A 17,462-nucleotide genomic window follows, 5' to 3' on the forward strand; every position below is an offset into this window, starting at 1 on the left:
TTAACTTCAGCGTGCCTTCTCCTAGGTGATCCAAGCTGCTGAGGGTGAGGGAAATCTCCTTAGATGGGATCAGGCTGGTCGGAATAGAGGTGGACCTGCCTGATTCTCCACCTCTCATCTTGATAAGGGGGAATAGGAGCTTCGCCATGTGCGGGTTCCTGAACATAGAGGCCGCGGATAGGGCGGGGGTATCGGCCATCATGTCCAGCGGCGTCAATAGCGTGGAAGATCTCTTGGAGTCCCCAGTTAAAGGAGCTACCTCTAGAGCACTGGAGATGGGTGCAAAGATGGGTGAGAAGGTCTCCGAGTCCCTGAGGAGGATGGAGATGGAGTAGGTGCGTGATGAAGTACAGATGTATCAGTTGCGGTTACACGACTTCGAACTTCTCCACTAAGTGCCCGAAATGCGGATCTCCGATGGAGATAGTCTTGGATCGGAGGGAATGGTCGCTGGACGAGGAGGAACCGTCCATATGGAGGTATAGATATCTACTTCCCGATCCCAAGAGGAGGGTTAGCTTGGGTGAGGGACTCACGCCCCTCAGGAGGATCGAGGGCATACTCGTGAAGGACGAAACTAGGAACCCCACAGGTTCGTACGTCGACAGGGGATCCTCTGTACTAGCCAGCTGCTCAGATCTACCTGAGGAGCTGGAGCTCGACTTCTCTCAGGACATAACGGTCTCCATCTCCACATACCTTCTCGAGTCTGGTGTGAAGGTCAGGGTCAGGGTGGATCCCAGCAGCGTGGAGCTAACGGAGCTGCTTTACCTCTCAAACTTGGATGTGGACATATCCTTCGATGGGGGCGGGGGAAGGGCGTACGAGAGTCCCTTCATGATAGAGGGCTTCAAAACTATAGCCTTCGAGATATACGAGGCAAAGGGAGGGGCTGATGGTCTAGTCATTCCAGCGGAGTCAGGAGTCTTGGCATACGGGGTATGGAAGGGATTCTCCGAGCTGGAGGAACTGGGTCTGTCTGGGATCCCCCCCATATACTTAGCTTACCACGGGACCGTCAAGACGGGACTCCTCGAGACCTTGGAGAGCAGGGGTGTGAGATTGGTTGAAGTGGATGCGGCAAGTGCACTAGAATCGCTGGTCCAGTTGGCGAGAAAGGGAGTGTACATCAAGCCAGTAGCTGCCAAGGCGTACTCCCTAGCCAAGGAGCTCGGGAGCGATGTGATAGCCGTACTCACAGGGACCGGCCTCAGGAAGTGGGAACACGGGGTGACTGCGAGGCGCCTCACCGAACTCCAAGCGAGAGTGCTGAATGTCCTCAGGGAGGGTGGTGAGATGACCGCGTACCAGATATGGAGGAGGTTGGATGATGTTTCACTCCAAGGCGTTTACAAGGCGCTCTCGAAGCTGGTCGAATCGGGTATGGTTGAGAGTAGGAGCGCGATGATGAAGCGGAGGAAGATAAGGCTATATAGGGTCATGGAATCCAGTCGTTGAGATGGATCCTAGGGAGAGACTCAAGGAATCCTTAGTGGACTTGGATGAGGATTCCTTCTTCGAAGCGCTTAAGGACCTATTAGCTGGGGGAGAGGATCCTTGGGACATAATACTCGGTCCCATGAGCGAGGCCATGGATGAGATAGGAAAGCTCTACGAGGAGGGCGAATATTTCATAGCGGAGATGCTCGTGGCGGCTGATATATTTAAGAAAGCCCTCAAGGAGATGGGTATCGAGGAATCAGATAGCGAGTCTTCCTTGGGAGTAGTGGTCATAGGTACAGTGAAGGGAGATGTCCACGACATAGGGAAGAGCCTAGTCGCCACGATGCTGAGGGCCTCGGGTTTCAAGGTGATAGATCTGGGGGTTGACGTGGATGCTGACAGATTCATCCACGCAGTTAGGGAGCATGACGCAGATATAGTGGCAATGAGCGCCCTGCTAACGACTACTAGGAACTACATGAAGGCCGTGATAGATAGATTGAAGGAGGAGGGTCTCAGAGACAGAGTGAAGGTGTTGATAGGAGGCCTGTCCACATCTAAGGAGTTTGCTGAGAAGATAGGAGCCGATGGATGGGGTAAAAACGCCATAGAAGGAGTAGAAGTAGCTAAGAGGCTTCTCGGCGTGCCAGCTAATGGAGGAAGTGAACGAGAAACGAGTTAACGTAACTCCCACTTTTCCGAATTACGTGATTGATTCCTCCGCACCCTCTATCCCGCAAGGTACATGCGATCTAACGAGGACCCACCAGATCTGGTCATGGACCCGTAAACGACTTTTATAGTCAGGCGTAAGTTCCGGTTGACATGCGAGTCAGAGGTAGCGCGGCTGGCACAATAGCTATACTCACCGTGGCGGCCCTGTGGGGAGGGACCTTCACTGCCATGAAGTCAGCATTCTACTCGGCGGATCCCATGCCCTTCCTCCTTACTAGGTTCGCCTTGGCCCTCCTGATACTATCCCTTCTCTACTTCATCAGGGGAATAAGGCCGAAGCTCTCTCAGATAGGAATGCTAGCTGGTCTTATGGTGTTCCTAGGATTCGCCTTTCAAATGGAGGGCCTTACAGGGATCTCTGCCACAAAATCAGCATTTATCACTGGATTGAACGCTCCCCTCGTCCCTTTATTCGAGTTAATCATTTTTCGGAGGAAACCTAAGGCTAGAGCTGTCCTTGCAATATTCTTGGGGGTCTTGGGACTGGCCCTCTTGACGGAGGTCGTTTACGGAATGCCGCTCGCCACAGGCGACCTCTTAACACTTGGATGCGCTGTGGCGTGGGCCCTCCAGATAGTGGTAGTCGATAGAGCTTCAAAGATACTCTCACCGGATGATGTAGCCTTCAACGAGTTTCTCGTTACTCTTGTACTTGCTCTAGTGTCCATTCCGGTGCTGGGAGAATATAGCATACCATTAGATCCTGTGGTAGTCGCAGCAGTCCTATATTCTGGAATCTTGGCCACGGTGGTTGCGTTTTACCTCCAAGCATGGGCCCAAGAGAGGATCTCGCCCGAGTCAGCTGCCCTAGGCCTCATGGCTGAACCCGTATTCGCATACGCATTTGCCTGGCTCCTGCTGGGTGAGTTTCTATCCCCACTCCAGCTTATAGGAGCGTTGCTGATCCTCGTGTCGATACCTCTAGCCAGCTAGCTCCCAACAGCATTTATAACGATCCTCACCAACCTGACATGGTGCAGTCATGGGTCAGGCCGCGGGGCTATCCAAACTGCTCAGGAAGATAAGATGGGAAATGGACACCTTCTCTTGGTCACAGCTGATCATAGTCCTAGCCTCATTCACCGCTTTCCTCATAGTCCCCCTAGGACTGGTAGTTGTGAGGTCCTTCTACTCTTCATCCGGCGGTTTCTCCTTCTACTGGCTCCAGACGATACTCACAGATCCCTTCTACTTCCCTCTGAGGCTGAAGCTGCTGAATCAATTTCCTTTCATCTCCTTGGAGGGGATAAGGGGAAGCCTCTACGAAGTGGTGAAGTACCAAACTGCCGCAGGAGAGGAGACGATCGTCCTGCTTACTGGCTGGGACATGGGGGTCATACCGAACTCCCTCGTGGTAGCCACCTCCACAACGCTCTTCTCCACCGTTTTGGGCTTTACGCTGGCCTTTGTATTCGCCAAGTACAGGTTCCCCGGATCAGAGGTTCTCAGGATAGTATCCCTGATCCCGCTGCTCTCCACACCCTTCGTGGGAGCTATAGGCCTTAAGAAGATGATAGTGGCCGACGGTGTCCTCAACGTCCTCTTCTACGACATGTTACACCTTCTCCCCTTCAAGATAGAGATCACCGGACTCCCTGCGGTTATACTGGTTCAGACTCTCCTGTTCTACCCTATAGTAATGCTGAACTCCTACACCGCCCTGATAAGCGTCGATCCGACGCTGGAAGAACAGGCTATCAACATGGGAGCGAGCGGCTTCAAGCTTTTCAGGACTGTGACTCTACCGCTTGCCACTCCAGGGGTGGAGGCCGGTGCCCTTCTCGTATTCATCCTCTCACTTGAGGACTTGGGCACGCCCATAGTTTTCAAGGGGACGACAGCCGAGAAGGTCCTGACCTTTCAGATATTCAACAGGATCTTCACTCCAGCTGGCCTCATCTCCCAAGAGGCCACCACCTTGGCGATGATTCTCCTCGTCATCTCTGGCTTGGTCTTCGTGGGCGTGAGGAGATACGTCAGCTTGAAGAAGTACGCGATGCTGAGCAAGGGAGGCACTTGGAGGCCTAGGAGGAAGAAGCTATCGCCTGCGATCACCCTGCTTGTCTACATCTTCATACTGGGGGTTCTCTTTTTCGCCACGCTTCCCCACATAGGCGTAGCCCTCCTCGCATTCGCTAAGCAGTGGGGACCCACACTTCTACCGTCCAGCTTTACCCTAGACAACTTCGCGGCAGTGCTGAGCGATGAGGAGGCCAGCAGATGCATAATGAACAGCCTGATCTACTCCACGATAGCGACCCTCTTTATGGTCGTGCTTGGGGTGAGCGCCGCCTATTTGGTCTCTAGGAAGAAATCCCTTCCAGGAATAGAGGCCCTAGACCTCCTTGTGACGATACCCATAGCCGTCCCCGGAATAGCTGTGGCCACCGGACTCTTCCTGACCTATTTGGGTACCCCACTGAGCCCCACCATAAGTGGTGCCCCTTTGTTGATCGCCTCCTATACCGTCAGGAAGATCCCGTTCACAGTGAGAGCAGTATTCTCAGGATTAGAGCAGACGGATAAAACGCTTGACGAGGTGGCTTGGACCGTGGGGGCCAGTAGAACAAGGACATTCTTCTCCATAGTCATGCCCATGATCCTCCTAAATGTCCTAGCAGGGGGAATGCTCTCATTCATCTACTCTATGTCGGAGGTCAGCACGGGCATAGTCGTCGGGGATGCGAATCACAGGGACGCTCCAATGACTTGGAAGATGTACGACATGCTCTTCCATGGACTGGCGGGTGGCACATTCCAGCCCGCTGCGCTGGGCTTCCTGCTCATGACCCTCCAATTCATCTTCATAGTGGGAGCGAACCTGCTCCTGAGGAAGAGGGCTACGGCCCTGATAGGTGTGTGAGGTGGTCTTATGGTGTCGATAAGGACCGTGAATCTTACGAAGGTCTTCGGAGAGGTTGTGGCCGTGGATCACGTCAGCTTGGAGATAAAGCACGGGGAGTTCTTCACCCTGCTCGGACCCTCTGGCTGCGGCAAGACCACATTTCTCAGAACGATTGCCGGACTTGAGTTGGCTGACGAAGGCAGTATCTACTTCGATGATCAGGACATAACGGACATGCCCGCCCACCTGAGGGGGACGGGGATGGTGTTCCAGAATTACGCCCTGTGGCCCCACATGAATGTCTTCGATAACATCGCGTACGGGCTGAAGATAAGGAAGGTTCCCAAGGAGGAGATTAGGAGGAGGGTCAAGGAGGTCCTCAAGCTGGTCAAGCTCGAGGGCATGGAGAACAGGACACCGCACCAACTTTCCGGGGGCCAGCAACAGAGGGTAGCCTTGGCTAGGGCGCTGGTGATAAATCCGAGGGTCCTCCTGTTTGACGAGCCCCTCAGCAATCTGGATGCCAAGCTGAGGATAGAGATGAGGGCCGAACTCAGAAGATTACAGAGGGAACTCGGGATCACGGCCATCTACGTCACCCATGACCAAGAGGAGGCCATGAGCATATCCGATCGAATAGCTGTGATGAACAAGGGCAGGATAATGCAGGTCGGCACGCCCAAGGAGATATACAAGAACCCGAGGAACGAGTTCGTCGCTAGGTTCATAGGTCAGGGGACCTTCATCACCGGGGAGGTAGTCTCATCCGGTGAGGAGCTGGAGGTGCGACTGGAGAGTGGTAAGGTGGTTAAAGCAGTTCCTTCCCACCCCGACGTGAGATTGGAGGTTGGAGATAAGACCCTAATCATGATAAGACCCGAGTCCTTTACTCTGGAGCCGGGTAAGAGGTATAACGAGTTCGAGGTGGAGGTCTACCATATATCCTTCTTGGGCGACTCTCAGATGCTTCAGGCCAGCAATGAGGTTGAGAACTTCATAATAGAGGTAGATCCCGATCTGGATATAAATGTGGGGCAGAAGCTGAAAGTCTACGCCCCGCCAAGGCACACCCTCGCTGTCAAGCTCTGACCTCGGGGTCACCACCTTCCCCTTTCCTACCTCGCAGTCGTATCATCGCCCCCGCAGCTAGGCTGAGGATCGAGCCAGCTATCATGGTCTCCGTCAATCCGAGGAGGCCCATGAGGGTGCCTCCCACGTAGTTCCCCACAGCCTCCGATATGGAGCCGAGGGACGAGGGAACTGACACGGCCGAGGCCTTCTCCTCTGGAGCTAGCTCCATTGCCAACGCGTTCCTTGAGGAATAGTGGAAGGGAAATATGGGGATCACCATGAGCAGGGCAAGCAGCGTGAGACCCTCGATGAAAGCGGCGATCGAGAAATAGGTGGAGTAAACGAGGCAGGAAACGAGGAAACTCCGCATTCCTCCAAGTCTGTCCGTTAACTTGCCGTAAACGGGTCCGGTCAATGTGCCTAATAGGCCGGCTGCCGCTATCAAGAGACCCATGAGCGAGTTAGATCTTCCCGAGGCTTCAAAGACCTTTATCGAGAAGGCCACGTAAAACACTGATATGGAGAGGCTCGCGGTGAGGAACATGGGAACGTACTCCTTAGTCCTGCCGGGGAATTTCAATTGGATGGTCCTCTTCAGGGCACCCTTGATGTCCAGAGACCTGTAAGGCCCATCCTTAGCCAGCATAAAGAGGGGCAAGGACGGTAAAGATACAAACGCGGCGAGGATAAGGACGTTCCTTATTCCCAAAGCGTCAGCAAGCATGCCGCCTATAGCCGTCCCTAGGGTGAATCCAAGCTCTGAGGCGGCGTAGTACTCTCCAGAGGCAGTCCCAGCTTCCATCTCTGCGCTGAGGTATGCTATCATCACGGGTTCGTAGGCGGAGAGGAAGTACCACAGCGATATTACGGGGATCCAGAGGTCTATAGGAAGAAAGGCCATCGCCGAGAGCGATGTAACAGTGGAAATACTGCCTAGGAGGAAGAAAGGCCTCTTCATTCCGGAGGAATCGCTGAGAAATCCCAGAAATCTACTCCCCAAGAAATAAGCTAGGGAGGGCAGGCTCCTAATGAGGGCATACGCGTAGAACCCTGCTTGAGCATAGGTTTCGAACGCCATGAACATGTAGCTCATGCTCCAAGCCAGCTCTAGGAGCAGAGTTCCCGCTAAGACGGGCAGTTCTCCCTTATTGGACATTACCCCTCTCCTCCCAAAGCTGAAGTCCTAAGTTGGTTATTGGCCTTGGGAGGTTAATGCTTCCCCAATTTAACGCCATCGCCTGAAGAGAGGTGCTCTGAGCGATCTCATAAGGTAATGCGCTCGCTCTAAAAGCCACGCATTACTTAATTATCTGGGTAGTTTGCCTCAGGCCTCAATTTACGTAAAATCTCCTCTAAGAAGGGAATCAGCTATCAGAGCGTGATCCAGGTCGTGATTGGGAATAAAAGAAAAGAAGGGAGGTTTAGAGCTTCTTGTAGCAGAACCACCAGTCGTAGCACTCGAACTCTCCGGCCTTGGCCTTCTCGAGCCTCTCTTTAGCAGTCTTCTCATCACTGGCGGGGGGTATGATCACCTTATCGCCTATGAGCTCATTCTCGGGCCAGTTGGCCGGAGTGGCCACGCCGTTCTTGTCGGAGGTCTGCAGAGCCTTCACGGCCCTGAGGATCTCGTCCATGTTCCTTCCTATCTCCTGCGGGTAGTAGAGTATCAACCTGATCACGCCATTCGGGTCCACGACGAACACGGCCCTGACGGTGTTGGTACCCTTACCAGGGTGTATGAGCCCGAGCTTGGAAGAGACCTTCCCGAGGTCGTCAGCTATTATCGGGAACTCTATCTTCACGCCCAGTTTCTCCTCTATCCACTCGACCCACTTTATGTGGCTGAAGGATTGGTCAATGCTGAGGCCTATGAGCTCGACTCCAAGTTCCCTGAACTGATCATACCTCTTCTGGAAGGCCACGAACTCGGTGGTGCAGACCGGGGTGAAGTCAGCGGGGTGGCTGAACAGGATGAACCACTTGCCCTTGTAGTGATCGGGGAGCTTTATCACACCGTGAGTGGTCTTGACTTCCATCTCTGGGAACTTGTCGCCCAATAGGGGCATCCTCGTTACCTCATCCATATGTATCACCTCATTGACCTGACTTAGGCCAGTCTAACATTCTGTTAGATATTTAAAAGCTTTCTGTTCGTATTTCGAACCTAAAACCTAGCATTACTAAATCCCTGATATGCCTCCTATTGGTACTTCATTCGGCACATACAAAGGAGGGAAAGCGGGACATCAAGAGAGACGAGATGAGGTTGGAGCGTTCAAACCATGGTGGTCCAATGCTTGTGATAAGGGACGATCTCATATTAAGGGGTTTTTAACGATCTTCCACAGCCTAAAGGATCCCCCTGCAAGCTCTTACCTTACGTTTCATGCAGGGAGTTCTTGTGAGCATATATGCGGCTCCACTGGCGTTGCTGCCTCTCTTTAACTTCCCGCGGTCGCGTGAAAGCGATTCTCCCTAAAAGAAATATAAATTATCAATTGGCAATTGTATCGTGCCAACCACCATTACCATCAGTATGAAGAAGATAGAATTCACTCTACTTACGAAGAGGTGAGGCTCAAATTGAGGTTGAGAGAGTCCTGATCGACACGGACATGCTGATCTAGGTCTATAGGGGGCAAGGAGGACCTGCCTGATGTCTCATGTTTCATCTCCGTGGTGAGTCTGTACGAGTTCGTGAGGGGTAAGGTAGATCCCAACAGGGCGAAGTTTCTCGTGGAGGAAATTTGCGTTGTAGTACCCTTGGATAACGAGGTGATCTCGAAAGCTGTTGAGATATGGAGGGACCTCAGGAAGGATGGAGCTCCTATAGACGACAGGGATCTGCTAATCGGGGCCACGGCGATAGCCAAAGAACTACCCCCTGTGGACGGGTAATTTCAGACATTTCGAGAGATTGATCAAGTATGGGTTAAGGCTGTGGAGATAGGACCCCCGTTCAATACGGAGCCTCTCAAGTGAAGGACTGACCTCCCAATGAGTACCTCCAACTCAAGACCAGTTCCCTGCAATAACCGGCAGTAACAGTGTTTTTCAACCACTCGGGGCCTGAGAGTAACTGTACATGCTCTTAAATGGTATTACTAATAAGTTGTAAAATGCCATGAAGCCGCGAAGCCTTCCCTGTTGTATTAAGCAGGTAGTGTCTGCTGTGAATAGATGCCAAATCCCCCCCAAGCTTATTTTTCTGTAAGGAAGCCCTACACTAGCTAGTCCCATTGTTGACATTTAATTATCAAAAAGTATATAAATACTTGATATTAGAATATCAAGTGAAGCTCGAACCCTTCAATCCATGGTGGTACGACGACTCATGGGCTAGGCACGATCCTCATCTAGCTAAACTTTCCAGGTCCAAATACAAGTGGAGACCCGATTGGTTAGACGGCCTTTCCTTGGAGCCCTTCTCCCTTAACTTCGTGCTGGGCCCGAGGCAGGTGGGGAAGACCACCGGACTGAAACTGCTAATAAAGGAACTCATAGAACTAGGTAGGGAGCCGACCAAACTTGTCTACGTGAACTGCGATCTGATCGTCGATCTTAGGGAGTTGAGATCTGCCCTCTCCATCCTTCCGTCTAGGGAGAGTCTGGTAATACTAGATGAGGTCACGGGATTGGAGTACTGGTGGCGCGTGGTAAAGGGGCTCATTGATCAAGGCCTCTTCTCCAAGGACGTCCTGATAGTGAGCGGATCCTCCTCCGTCAGGGTGCGTAGATACGCGGAGTCCTTCACGGGCAGGAGGGGGAAGGGTAGGAATGTTCAAGTCCTACCATTAAGCTTCAGAGAGTTCGTTGGTGTCAGGGGATACGGACTGAAGGAGTTAGAGAGGGCATTTGAAGACTACATCAGGCTGGGAGGTTTCCCCAGATCCATAAATGAGGATTCAACTTTCCTGCTGGAGCTCCCAGAGCAAGTAGATAAGGAATTGGCTAAGGTAGGGAGGAGCGCGAGGATAGCAAGGCAAATTATCCATCAGGTAATAGAGAAAGGACCCTCGGCCATGAGCTATAATTCGATAGCCAAGGAGATAGGTGTGTCCCATGTAACAGTAAGGGAGTACCTAGAGCTCCTCGAGGATCTCTTTATGGTGGGTGTGGCCTACTGGAGGCGGGGAAATAGGGTGGATTTCAAGAAAGAGAAGAAAATCTTCTTCAGAGATCCATCCATACCTAGAGCCTTCTATCAGATCAGGGGTGAGGTGAAGAGAGAAGCTCTCTACGAGTGGGTGATTCAGGAACACCTTTACAGGAAGTACGGAGAGATCTACTACTACAGAGATAGTTACGAGATAGATGCAATCTCAGGAGGGTTGAAGGTGGAAGTGAAAGCTGGAAAGAGTCACAGGAGGTATCCTAGGGGAATAATCGTATTAGAGGCCGAGGACATACCCTATTTTCTCTTCAAGATGTCATGAGTGGATGTCAGCCCTAAGAACAAGCGATCTCACCTGAGGTCCCTGCACCAGACCGCAAACATACAGAGTTCCATTCCACAAATAGATATCTCCAACATCATTGTTCTCTTGCATATTCAAGAAAGTCTCCTCAACTAGCGAGTCCTCTCTTAGCAAATCTAGGAAACCAACCATGGAGTACCAACCAAAGTGATATAATCTACCACTAAAGCTTCTCAGCCCACCCAAACATCCAAAACTGGTGGGTAGCCCCGCGTACACTGGATTCTTGATTCTGGTGATAACCTTACCATCCTTATCCGCGAATAAGAGGGAACAATTGAAACTCCACACAGATAACACAATTTTGTCATCCAGTGTAATAGCGCTAATTCCCCCTCCAACACTTCGGTCGATCAACTCCCTAGTATACACTAAGCTACCATTTGAGTAGAACTTGGCCATTTCGATGACTCCGCTCTCATTGTCGTTTCTTGATGCCATTTACATTCTCTAGGGCCTCCCTCCCCTTTAGATCATACCAAAAGGCGTAAAGGTAATGTCCATCAGTCAACAGAATAGGGGGGCTCTCTTTATAAAGATACTTCAGTTTTTCCATGGCATCCCGACTTATTTCCGCTACAAAGTTCCTCTCATGGATCTTCCCCTTAATATCTATTCTGGCTAAATAGAGTCTGCCATCAACGAATTCAAGGGCATATATCCACTCATCTATCTCAACAGCATCAGTAAAATTACCTGCTAGATTCCAGACGGAATTTCCATTCCTATCGATTAGAACTAATTGGCTCGGACCAACTAGAAGGAACCCTCTATGGACATGCTTGACACGCTTAGGCGATTCCCAGGGAATTAGCGTTAAATTCTCTATGTGTAAGGAATGATCAAGCTTAGATAAAATTAGGGTCTTGTTCACTCTGGTAGGGGTCACTAACTCTAAGAAGATTATCAACTTATTATCGCTGACTGAAAGAGTTTTACAATCCAATATCTTCCTTCTCCATGTAAAAAAGTAGCATTAATCTCATTTCTAGACATACTTTGCGTGTTTTGAGTGGTTGAGCCAGTCCGGGCGGAACTAGTCCGAGTTGGAGGTATACTGTTTGATGTTGTAACACCCTCACTCGGAAACTGAGATAGGAGAACTACGATTATCATAAACAATGCCAATGCCATCAGACCCAACGAAAGAGCTAACAGCTTAATTCTCATATCTATAACCCCACAACCTGCCGGACTTTCCAGATGTATCACTGAAAAACATAATTAATAATTGCAATTTACGCTAATCTTAAAAAAAGAACGACTTGCATCGTAAAATCTTTATAACAAAAATTCCAGCCTATATTGATTAAATATTCAACTACAGAGGAGATAATATGATTTGTATGAAGAGAGCAGGTGGAATCTATAAATATATTGTCGTTACAATACTGGTCCTCCTAATACTCCCTCCACTACTCAGCATAGCTGCCCAGCCTAGTAACAAAGATGGTCAGGCGATCAAGGGTCCTACACCAGAGGAAATGAAGAAAATGGACGAAATATTGAAGAAATTAGAGGAAGAAGACAGAGAACGACCTCCGATATTCATTCCAGAGCCCAACGTATATGTGGGCACAGTTCATGAGGATCCTGAAGGGAATATACACTTAGGAAAAGGGAGGAAGATCACCGATGAAAATGGTAACTTCTTAGCGTTGAGTGGCCGTTTCACAGAAAAGGGATGTAATGCAACAGATCACTACTGGGATTTTGATGGTAACGATATGTACGTGATAAATGGAAACCATACGGTATTCAGAAAAGTGATGTCTGCTAACTTTGCCGGGACTTACTTTTCGGTCTTCGATGGGAAACGCTGCCTCAACTGCGACTCGGGGATACAAACTGTAAGGGATTACTGGTCCCCTGATACTGTTAAAGAATATGTTGAATCTAATTATCCAGAATACACCTGGTTTCATATAAAGTACTTCATAAATTCTAGACTTGATGACTACGTGTATAAGAATACAGAATACGTAAATATATACAAGCTCCATGGAGAACTGTGGAGCGAGGCGAATTACAACAGAAGTGACAACAGATGGGTGAAATACGGTTATCCAGATATGTGGGGTGGAGGGGCATCGTACATTGTCGGCAAAAGGTTATTCGTCTCTGTAGGTTGCTACTACAACGACTTCTGGCCCTACTACTGGGACTACTATTACAGGAAATTTGGCTACCCATACATAATATATCTCTTCTCAAATTTTGGACACCAGTTCCTTATAAGGTACGTCACTAGATGGTAATTTTATGAAAGATATCCCTGCCTATCTCTCTTATTTTTCTGAATATCTCCGGCACCACTGTCATTTTAATCTCTCCTAACTCACTAATCGAAGGGGCGAAGATGGGCTTGGATTCGATCAGGGTAACGGCCCTAATTGATAACACCACGCACTATGAGGGCCCCATACTGGCGGAGAATGGGATCTCTCTCTTGCTTGAGACCCCGGAGTTGGATTCTACAGTTCTCATTGATACTGGTATCACAGGAGAAGCCTTGTTGAACAATGCTGAGGTTATGGGGATCGATCTCTCCAAAGTGAGATACATTTTCCTTACCCACAACCACTACGATCATACTGGTGGCCTGCTCAAGCTTTTAACCCGTGTGAACTCGAATCCCCTGATAATCGCACATCCAGAGGTCTTCTCACCTAAGTACGCGATACTGCCATCTCTCGGTCTCAACGAGCTCACCTACACGGGGCCGCCATACTCGCTTGGGGAGCTGAAGAGACATGCCGAGGTCATCCTGTCGAGGGATCCCGTTCCCATAGCCAAGGACATCATGACCACAGGTGAGATCTCCCGAAAGAACGACTTTGAGATCGTGAGGGGCTTCTACAAGGTAGAAGAGGGAAGGTTCGTGGTGGACGAGCTCCCGGACGACCAGGCCTTGGTGGTGAGGATGGAGGACGGGCTGGTGATCCTGCTGGGCTGCGGCCATAGTGGGGTGGTGAACACTGTAGAAAGAGCTATCTCCCTCACAGGGGAGGACAGGATAAAAGCGATCATAGGAGGATTCCACTTGATCGATGCCAGTGAAGAAAGGATAGAGAGAACAGTTGAGGCTTTGAGAGAGTACAATCCTGAGATACTCGCTCCAATGCACTGCACCGGTTTCAGGGCCAAATCCAAACTAGCGTCGCAGCTGGGGGGTAGCTTCAGGGAGTTGTACGCTGGAGAGAGCGTGGAAATATCCTCCCGCTGACTCGAACCCACCGACAGCTAGTTTAATATCTGTCCTGATATGGCGCTCGGGGGTAGCTTGACCCGAGGATCGGACGGGGAACCTCTTGTGAGGATGGAGGGAATAGTGAAGAGGTTCCCCGGAGTCTTAGCGAACGATCACGTCAATTTTGAGCTACTTCCCGGGGAAATCCATGCCCTTTTGGGTGAGAACGGGGCCGGGAAAACAACTCTCATGAACATACTCTACGGCATATATCAGCCGGACGATGGGAAGATCTTCGTAAAGGGGAAGAAAGTTAGGATACGCAGCCCTAGGGATGCGATAAGACTTGGAATAGGGATGGTGCATCAACACTTCCTTTTGGTGGACAAGCACACCGTGGCCGAGAATCTAGCCATGGGTTACGCTAGGAGCTTCCTCAATCCCCTGAGAGAGGTAAAGGATAGGATAAGAGACTTCGCCGAGAAGTACGGGATCCAGGTGGATCCCGACGCCTACATTTGGCAGCTCTCGGTGGGGGAGCAGCAGAAGGTGGAGATAGTGAAAGCCCTCTATGCAGGGGCGGACATCCTCATCTTGGACGAGCCCACCTCGGTTCTCACGCCCCAGGAGGCCAGGGATCTCTTCAATGTGCTCAGGAGGATGAAGGAAGACGGAAAGGGCATCGTCTTCATCACGCACAAGCTCTCAGAGGTCTTCGAGGTGGCGGACAGGGTTACGGTCATGAGGAGGGGAAGGGTAGTTGGCACGCTCAGGGTGGAAGAGGCGACCAAGGAATCGCTGGCTAGGATGATGGTGGGGAGGGATGTGGTCTTCGAGCTGGAGAAGGTGCTTGGCAAGCCAGGAAGGCCGGTCCTCGAGGTTAAGGACCTCGTCGTCCTCGGTGATAGGGGGAGAGAGGCCGTCAAGGGCGTCAGCTTCGAGGTGAGGGAGGGCGAGATATTCGGCGTCGCTGGAGTAGCGGGGAATGGACAGAGAGAGCTGGTGCAAGCTATAGTGGGATTGAGGAGGGTGAAATCCGGCTCCGTGAGTGTGATGGGGGTGGATGCTACCAATAAATCGCCCCGAGAGATCGCCGAGCTGGGTGTCGGACACATTCCGGAGGAGAGGCTAAAGTTCGGCATAGTCCCCGACATGAGCGTCGCGGAGAACTCCGTGCTGAAGAGCTACTACAGGCCACCTTACAGGAGAGGTCTGCTACTCGACTACGGCGAGATAAGGAGGACCGCCGAGTCTCTCATAAACGAGTACGAGATAGCCGTCCCCTCACCTGACACGCAGGCCAGGCTCCTCTCAGGAGGTAACATGCAGAAGCTCATAGTGGGGAGGGAGATAAGGAGGGACCCCAAACTCATAGTGGCCTCCAACCCGACCTTTGGCTTGGATGTGGGAGCCACAGAGTACATAAGAAAACTCCTTCTCAAGAAAAGGGACGAGGGAAGGGCCATCCTCCTTGTATCGGGCGACTTGGACGAGGTGATCCAGCTCAGCGATCGCATAGCTGTGATGTTCGAGGGTAGGTTCGTGGGAGTAGTCAGGCCGGAGGAAGTGACGAGGGAGGAGATCGGCCTCATGATGTCCGGATCGGAGGTGCTCTGATGAGATTGAGAGTGATCAAGAGGCTCGAGACGAGCAGGAAGATTATGATTCTCGTGAGGATATCATCGGTTTTCGCTGCCCTGATGACGGCCTCGATCGTCTTCTTGGTTTACGGCCTGAATCCCGTCGACGTATACTCCTCCATATTCTACAACGCGTTCGCTACTCGCATAGGCGTGACGGAATCTGTGGTTAGAATGATTCCCCTCCTCTTGGTGAGCTCAGGCCTCGCCTTGGTGTTCAGGACGGGGTTCTGGAATATAGGGGCAGAGGGCCAGCTGCTGGCGGGGGCGATGGCCGCTTACGTGATAGCGGTGAATTACGGGTCCCTCCCGTCGGCGTTGCTCATCCCCATCCTCTTCTCCATCGGGTTCGCCGCGGGAGCCGCTTGGGGCATACCACCAGCGATCCTGAGAGCTAAACTCAACGTGAACGAGGTCATCTCCACCCTCATGCTGTACTACATCCTGTATTGGGTGTTCCAGCACCTCATCCACGGTCCTTGGAAGGCTAAGGAGAAGGTCGGACAGCTCACTTACGGCGGCTTCGCCCACACGGAGGTGATACCAGAAGCGTCTCACCTTCCCCTGATAGATGGCACTAGGATCCACTGGCCCACCCTCCTGATAGCTGTGATCACCTCCATCTTGGCCTACCTGATCCTGAGGAAGACCCCTTGGGGGTTCGAGATGAGGGCCATTGGAAGCAATCCCGATGCCGCCTCGGCGGCTGGCATGAGCTACATGAGGACCGTGGTTCTGGCCATGGTGGTGAGCGGTGGCTTGGCGGGGATCGCAGGAGTGGGGGAACTTTGCGGCGTACAGAAGAGGTTCACTCCCGAGTTCCTCTCCGGATACGGGTTCTCCGGAATAATAACCGCTTGGCTGGGGGGTAACAACCCTCTAAGCCTGATCGTGACGAATTTCCTCTATGGAGGACTTTTAGTCGGTGGAGAATACATAATGATAACGTACAGGCTTCCCATAGGGGTAGTGGATCTCTTCAACGGGATAATACTATTCTTCATCCTCGCTGGCGAGTTTCTGGTGAGGTACAGGGTGGTGAGGGGATGATCGAGGCCAAGCTAATCGAGAATATCCTCTGGATAGGCTTGAGGTCGGCGACGCCTCTCCTCCTCGCGGCACTAGGTGAGATATATGCAGAGAGATCCGGAATTCTGAACTTAGGTGTTGAGGGAATGATGGCCGTGGGTGCCTTGAGCTCTTTCGCGACCGCCCTAGTCACAGGGAACCCGTGGTTGGGAGTTCTGGTCGGGATGCTTTCCGGGGGCTCGCTATCGATGATACATGGAGCCATAAGCATAGGACTCAAGGGAAATCAGGTGGTTTCGGGGCTTGCCCTGACCATGTTCGGCCTAGGACTCAGCAGCGTCCTCGGAAGGGTTTACGTGGGAAACCAGCTACCAGTGGAGGCGAGGTTCCTTCCAAAACCCGTGGAACCACTATCGTCTATCCCGGTACTGGGGAAGGTGCTCTTCGACCAAGATCCCCTCTTCTACGTCTCCCTGCTTCTGGCCCTGATCATGTGGTTACTCCTATACAGGACGAAGTACGGGATAGTCATAAGGTCTACCGGGGAGAACCCAGCTGCCGTTGATGCGATGGGCATAGATGTGAACAGGGTCAGGTACTTGAGTACCCTAATTGGAGGGATATTTGCCGGGCTCGCCGGCGCCTACCTATCGGTCGCGTATAATCCGGCTTGGATAGAGAACATGACCGCCGGGAGGGGGTGGATAGCTCTGGCACTCGTGATATTCTCACTTTGGGACCCTCTCAGAGCCCTTTTGGGCTCGTACCTGTTTGGCATCGTGGAGGCGAGCGGTTATACGCTCCAGGCCTATGGTTACAGTCAATGGCTTCTAAACGGACTTCCCTACCTTCTGACTGTAGTAATACTAACTCTGGGAGCCACTGAATCCATGAGGAGGAGGATGGGGGCCCCTGCAGCATTGGGCAAACCGTATGAAAGAGAAGAGAGGTAAATAGGAGAGGCTCGCGACCCCCCATGAGGTTCAAGCCCTCTACCCGCGGGCCTCTCCTAGGCCACCGCCCACGGCAGC

At 51.6% G+C, this 17,462-nt stretch carries 17 protein-coding genes; 13 read left to right on the forward strand and 4 right to left on the reverse strand.

Features of this window, described 5'->3' with window-relative positions:
• The first annotated feature begins 44 nt into the window (after positions 1–44).
• From QI197_02230 to QI197_02255, 6 genes are all read left to right on the forward strand, one after another.
• Positions 45–335, forward strand: coding sequence for a DUF1805 domain-containing protein (locus QI197_02230; protein MDK2372177.1), 291 nt, complete (start codon positions 45–47; stop codon positions 333–335).
• Between the two features lie 7 nt (positions 336–342).
• The gene (locus QI197_02235) at positions 343–1,458 is read left to right on the forward strand and encodes a pyridoxal-5'-phosphate-dependent protein subunit beta (protein ID MDK2372178.1); all 1,116 of its coding nucleotides are present in this window, start codon (positions 343–345) and stop codon (positions 1,456–1,458) included.
• Between the two features lies 1 nt (position 1,459).
• Positions 1,460–2,125 (forward strand): corrinoid protein, encoded by a 666-nt coding sequence (locus tag QI197_02240; protein ID MDK2372179.1) that lies wholly within the window; start codon positions 1,460–1,462, stop codon positions 2,123–2,125.
• A 143-nt stretch (positions 2,126–2,268) separates the two neighbouring features.
• Positions 2,269–3,111, forward strand: coding sequence for a DMT family transporter (locus QI197_02245; protein ID MDK2372180.1), 843 nt, complete (start codon positions 2,269–2,271; stop codon positions 3,109–3,111).
• A gap of 49 nt (positions 3,112–3,160) precedes the next feature.
• Complete coding sequence (locus tag QI197_02250) at positions 3,161–5,041, forward strand: iron ABC transporter permease (GenBank protein ID MDK2372181.1); 1,881 nt, start codon at positions 3,161–3,163, stop codon at positions 5,039–5,041.
• A 9-nt stretch (positions 5,042–5,050) separates the two neighbouring features.
• Positions 5,051–6,112 (forward strand): ABC transporter ATP-binding protein, encoded by a 1,062-nt coding sequence (locus QI197_02255; protein MDK2372182.1) that lies wholly within the window; start codon positions 5,051–5,053, stop codon positions 6,110–6,112.
• On the opposite strand, the gene QI197_02260 is transcribed toward QI197_02255, so the two are convergent.
• Positions 6,102–7,250, reverse strand: coding sequence for an MFS transporter (locus tag QI197_02260; GenBank protein MDK2372183.1), 1,149 nt, complete (start codon positions 7,248–7,250; stop codon positions 6,102–6,104). The two genes, QI197_02255 and QI197_02260, sit on opposite strands and share 11 nt — an antisense overlap.
• Before the next feature lie 265 nt (positions 7,251–7,515).
• Positions 7,516–8,178 carry a peroxiredoxin gene (locus tag QI197_02265; GenBank protein ID MDK2372184.1) on the reverse strand — a complete coding sequence of 221 codons (663 nt, stop codon included), beginning with the start codon at positions 8,176–8,178 and terminating at the stop codon, positions 7,516–7,518.
• A 592-nt stretch (positions 8,179–8,770) separates the two neighbouring features.
• On the opposite strand from QI197_02265, the gene QI197_02270 reads away from it, so the two are divergent.
• Positions 8,771–8,992, forward strand: coding sequence for a hypothetical protein (locus tag QI197_02270; GenBank protein MDK2372185.1), 222 nt, complete (start codon positions 8,771–8,773; stop codon positions 8,990–8,992).
• A gap of 395 nt (positions 8,993–9,387) precedes the next feature.
• Positions 9,388–10,530: an ATP-binding protein gene (locus QI197_02275; protein MDK2372186.1), complete on the forward strand. Its 1,143-nt coding sequence runs from the start codon at positions 9,388–9,390 to the stop codon at positions 10,528–10,530.
• Here QI197_02275 and QI197_02280 read toward each other — a convergent pair.
• Both QI197_02280 and QI197_02285 read right to left on the reverse strand, forming a co-directional pair.
• Positions 10,525–10,974 (reverse strand): hypothetical protein, encoded by a 450-nt coding sequence (locus tag QI197_02280; protein MDK2372187.1) that lies wholly within the window; start codon positions 10,972–10,974, stop codon positions 10,525–10,527. The two genes, QI197_02275 and QI197_02280, sit on opposite strands and share 6 nt — an antisense overlap.
• A 16-nt stretch (positions 10,975–10,990) precedes the next feature.
• Positions 10,991–11,482 (reverse strand): hypothetical protein, encoded by a 492-nt coding sequence (locus QI197_02285; GenBank protein MDK2372188.1) that lies wholly within the window; start codon positions 11,480–11,482, stop codon positions 10,991–10,993.
• A 436-nt stretch (positions 11,483–11,918) separates the two neighbouring features.
• Here QI197_02285 and QI197_02290 point away from each other — a divergent pair, with 436 nt between their 5' ends.
• The 5 genes from QI197_02290 (at position 11,919) to QI197_02310 (ending at position 17,384) form a co-directional block, all read left to right on the forward strand.
• The gene (locus tag QI197_02290; GenBank protein MDK2372189.1) at positions 11,919–12,830 is read left to right on the forward strand and encodes a hypothetical protein; all 912 of its coding nucleotides are present in this window, start codon (positions 11,919–11,921) and stop codon (positions 12,828–12,830) included.
• Between the two features lie 101 nt (positions 12,831–12,931).
• Positions 12,932–13,798 (forward strand): MBL fold metallo-hydrolase, encoded by an 867-nt coding sequence (locus QI197_02295; GenBank protein MDK2372190.1) that lies wholly within the window; start codon positions 12,932–12,934, stop codon positions 13,796–13,798.
• Positions 13,799–13,891: 93 nt separating this feature from the next.
• A complete protein-coding gene (locus tag QI197_02300; protein ID MDK2372191.1) occupies positions 13,892–15,379 on the forward strand; it encodes an ABC transporter ATP-binding protein in 1,488 nt (495 codons plus the stop codon).
• Positions 15,379–16,452: an ABC transporter permease gene (locus QI197_02305; GenBank protein ID MDK2372192.1), complete on the forward strand. Its 1,074-nt coding sequence runs from the start codon at positions 15,379–15,381 to the stop codon at positions 16,450–16,452. The genes QI197_02300 and QI197_02305 overlap by 1 nt, the downstream gene beginning before the upstream one ends.
• Positions 16,449–17,384 carry an ABC transporter permease gene (locus tag QI197_02310; protein ID MDK2372193.1) on the forward strand — a complete coding sequence of 312 codons (936 nt, stop codon included), beginning with the start codon at positions 16,449–16,451 and terminating at the stop codon, positions 17,382–17,384. The genes QI197_02305 and QI197_02310 overlap by 4 nt, the downstream gene beginning before the upstream one ends.
• The last annotated feature ends 78 nt before the right edge of the window (positions 17,385–17,462 follow it).

The organism is Thermoproteota archaeon, assembly GCA_030130125.1.
GTDB lineage: Archaea > Korarchaeota > Korarchaeia > Korarchaeales > Korarchaeaceae > Korarchaeum.

Bases quoted from the DNA above. Each gene is read 5' to 3' on its own strand.
- QI197_02235 (MDK2372178.1), top strand. From the start codon at position 343: ATGAAGTACAGATGTATCAGTTGCGGTTACACGACTTCGAACTTCTCC.
- QI197_02240 (MDK2372179.1), top strand. From the start codon at position 1,460: ATGGATCCTAGGGAGAGACTCAAGGAATCCTTAGTGGACTTGGATGAG.
- QI197_02245 (MDK2372180.1), top strand. From the start codon at position 2,269: ATGCGAGTCAGAGGTAGCGCGGCTGGCACAATAGCTATACTCACCGTG.
- QI197_02250 (MDK2372181.1), top strand. From the start codon at position 3,161: ATGGGTCAGGCCGCGGGGCTATCCAAACTGCTCAGGAAGATAAGATGG.
- QI197_02255 (MDK2372182.1), top strand. From the start codon at position 5,051: ATGGTGTCGATAAGGACCGTGAATCTTACGAAGGTCTTCGGAGAGGTT.
- QI197_02260 (MDK2372183.1), bottom strand. From the start codon at position 7,250: ATGTCCAATAAGGGAGAACTGCCCGTCTTAGCGGGAACTCTGCTCCTA.
- QI197_02265 (MDK2372184.1), bottom strand. From the start codon at position 8,178: ATGGATGAGGTAACGAGGATGCCCCTATTGGGCGACAAGTTCCCAGAG.
- QI197_02280 (MDK2372187.1), bottom strand. From the start codon at position 10,974: ATGGCCAAGTTCTACTCAAATGGTAGCTTAGTGTATACTAGGGAGTTG.
- QI197_02290 (MDK2372189.1), top strand. From the start codon at position 11,919: ATGAAGAGAGCAGGTGGAATCTATAAATATATTGTCGTTACAATACTG.
- QI197_02295 (MDK2372190.1), top strand. From the start codon at position 12,932: ATGGGCTTGGATTCGATCAGGGTAACGGCCCTAATTGATAACACCACG.
- QI197_02300 (MDK2372191.1), top strand. From the start codon at position 13,892: ATGGAGGGAATAGTGAAGAGGTTCCCCGGAGTCTTAGCGAACGATCAC.
- QI197_02305 (MDK2372192.1), top strand. From the start codon at position 15,379: ATGAGATTGAGAGTGATCAAGAGGCTCGAGACGAGCAGGAAGATTATG.
- QI197_02310 (MDK2372193.1), top strand. From the start codon at position 16,449: ATGATCGAGGCCAAGCTAATCGAGAATATCCTCTGGATAGGCTTGAGG.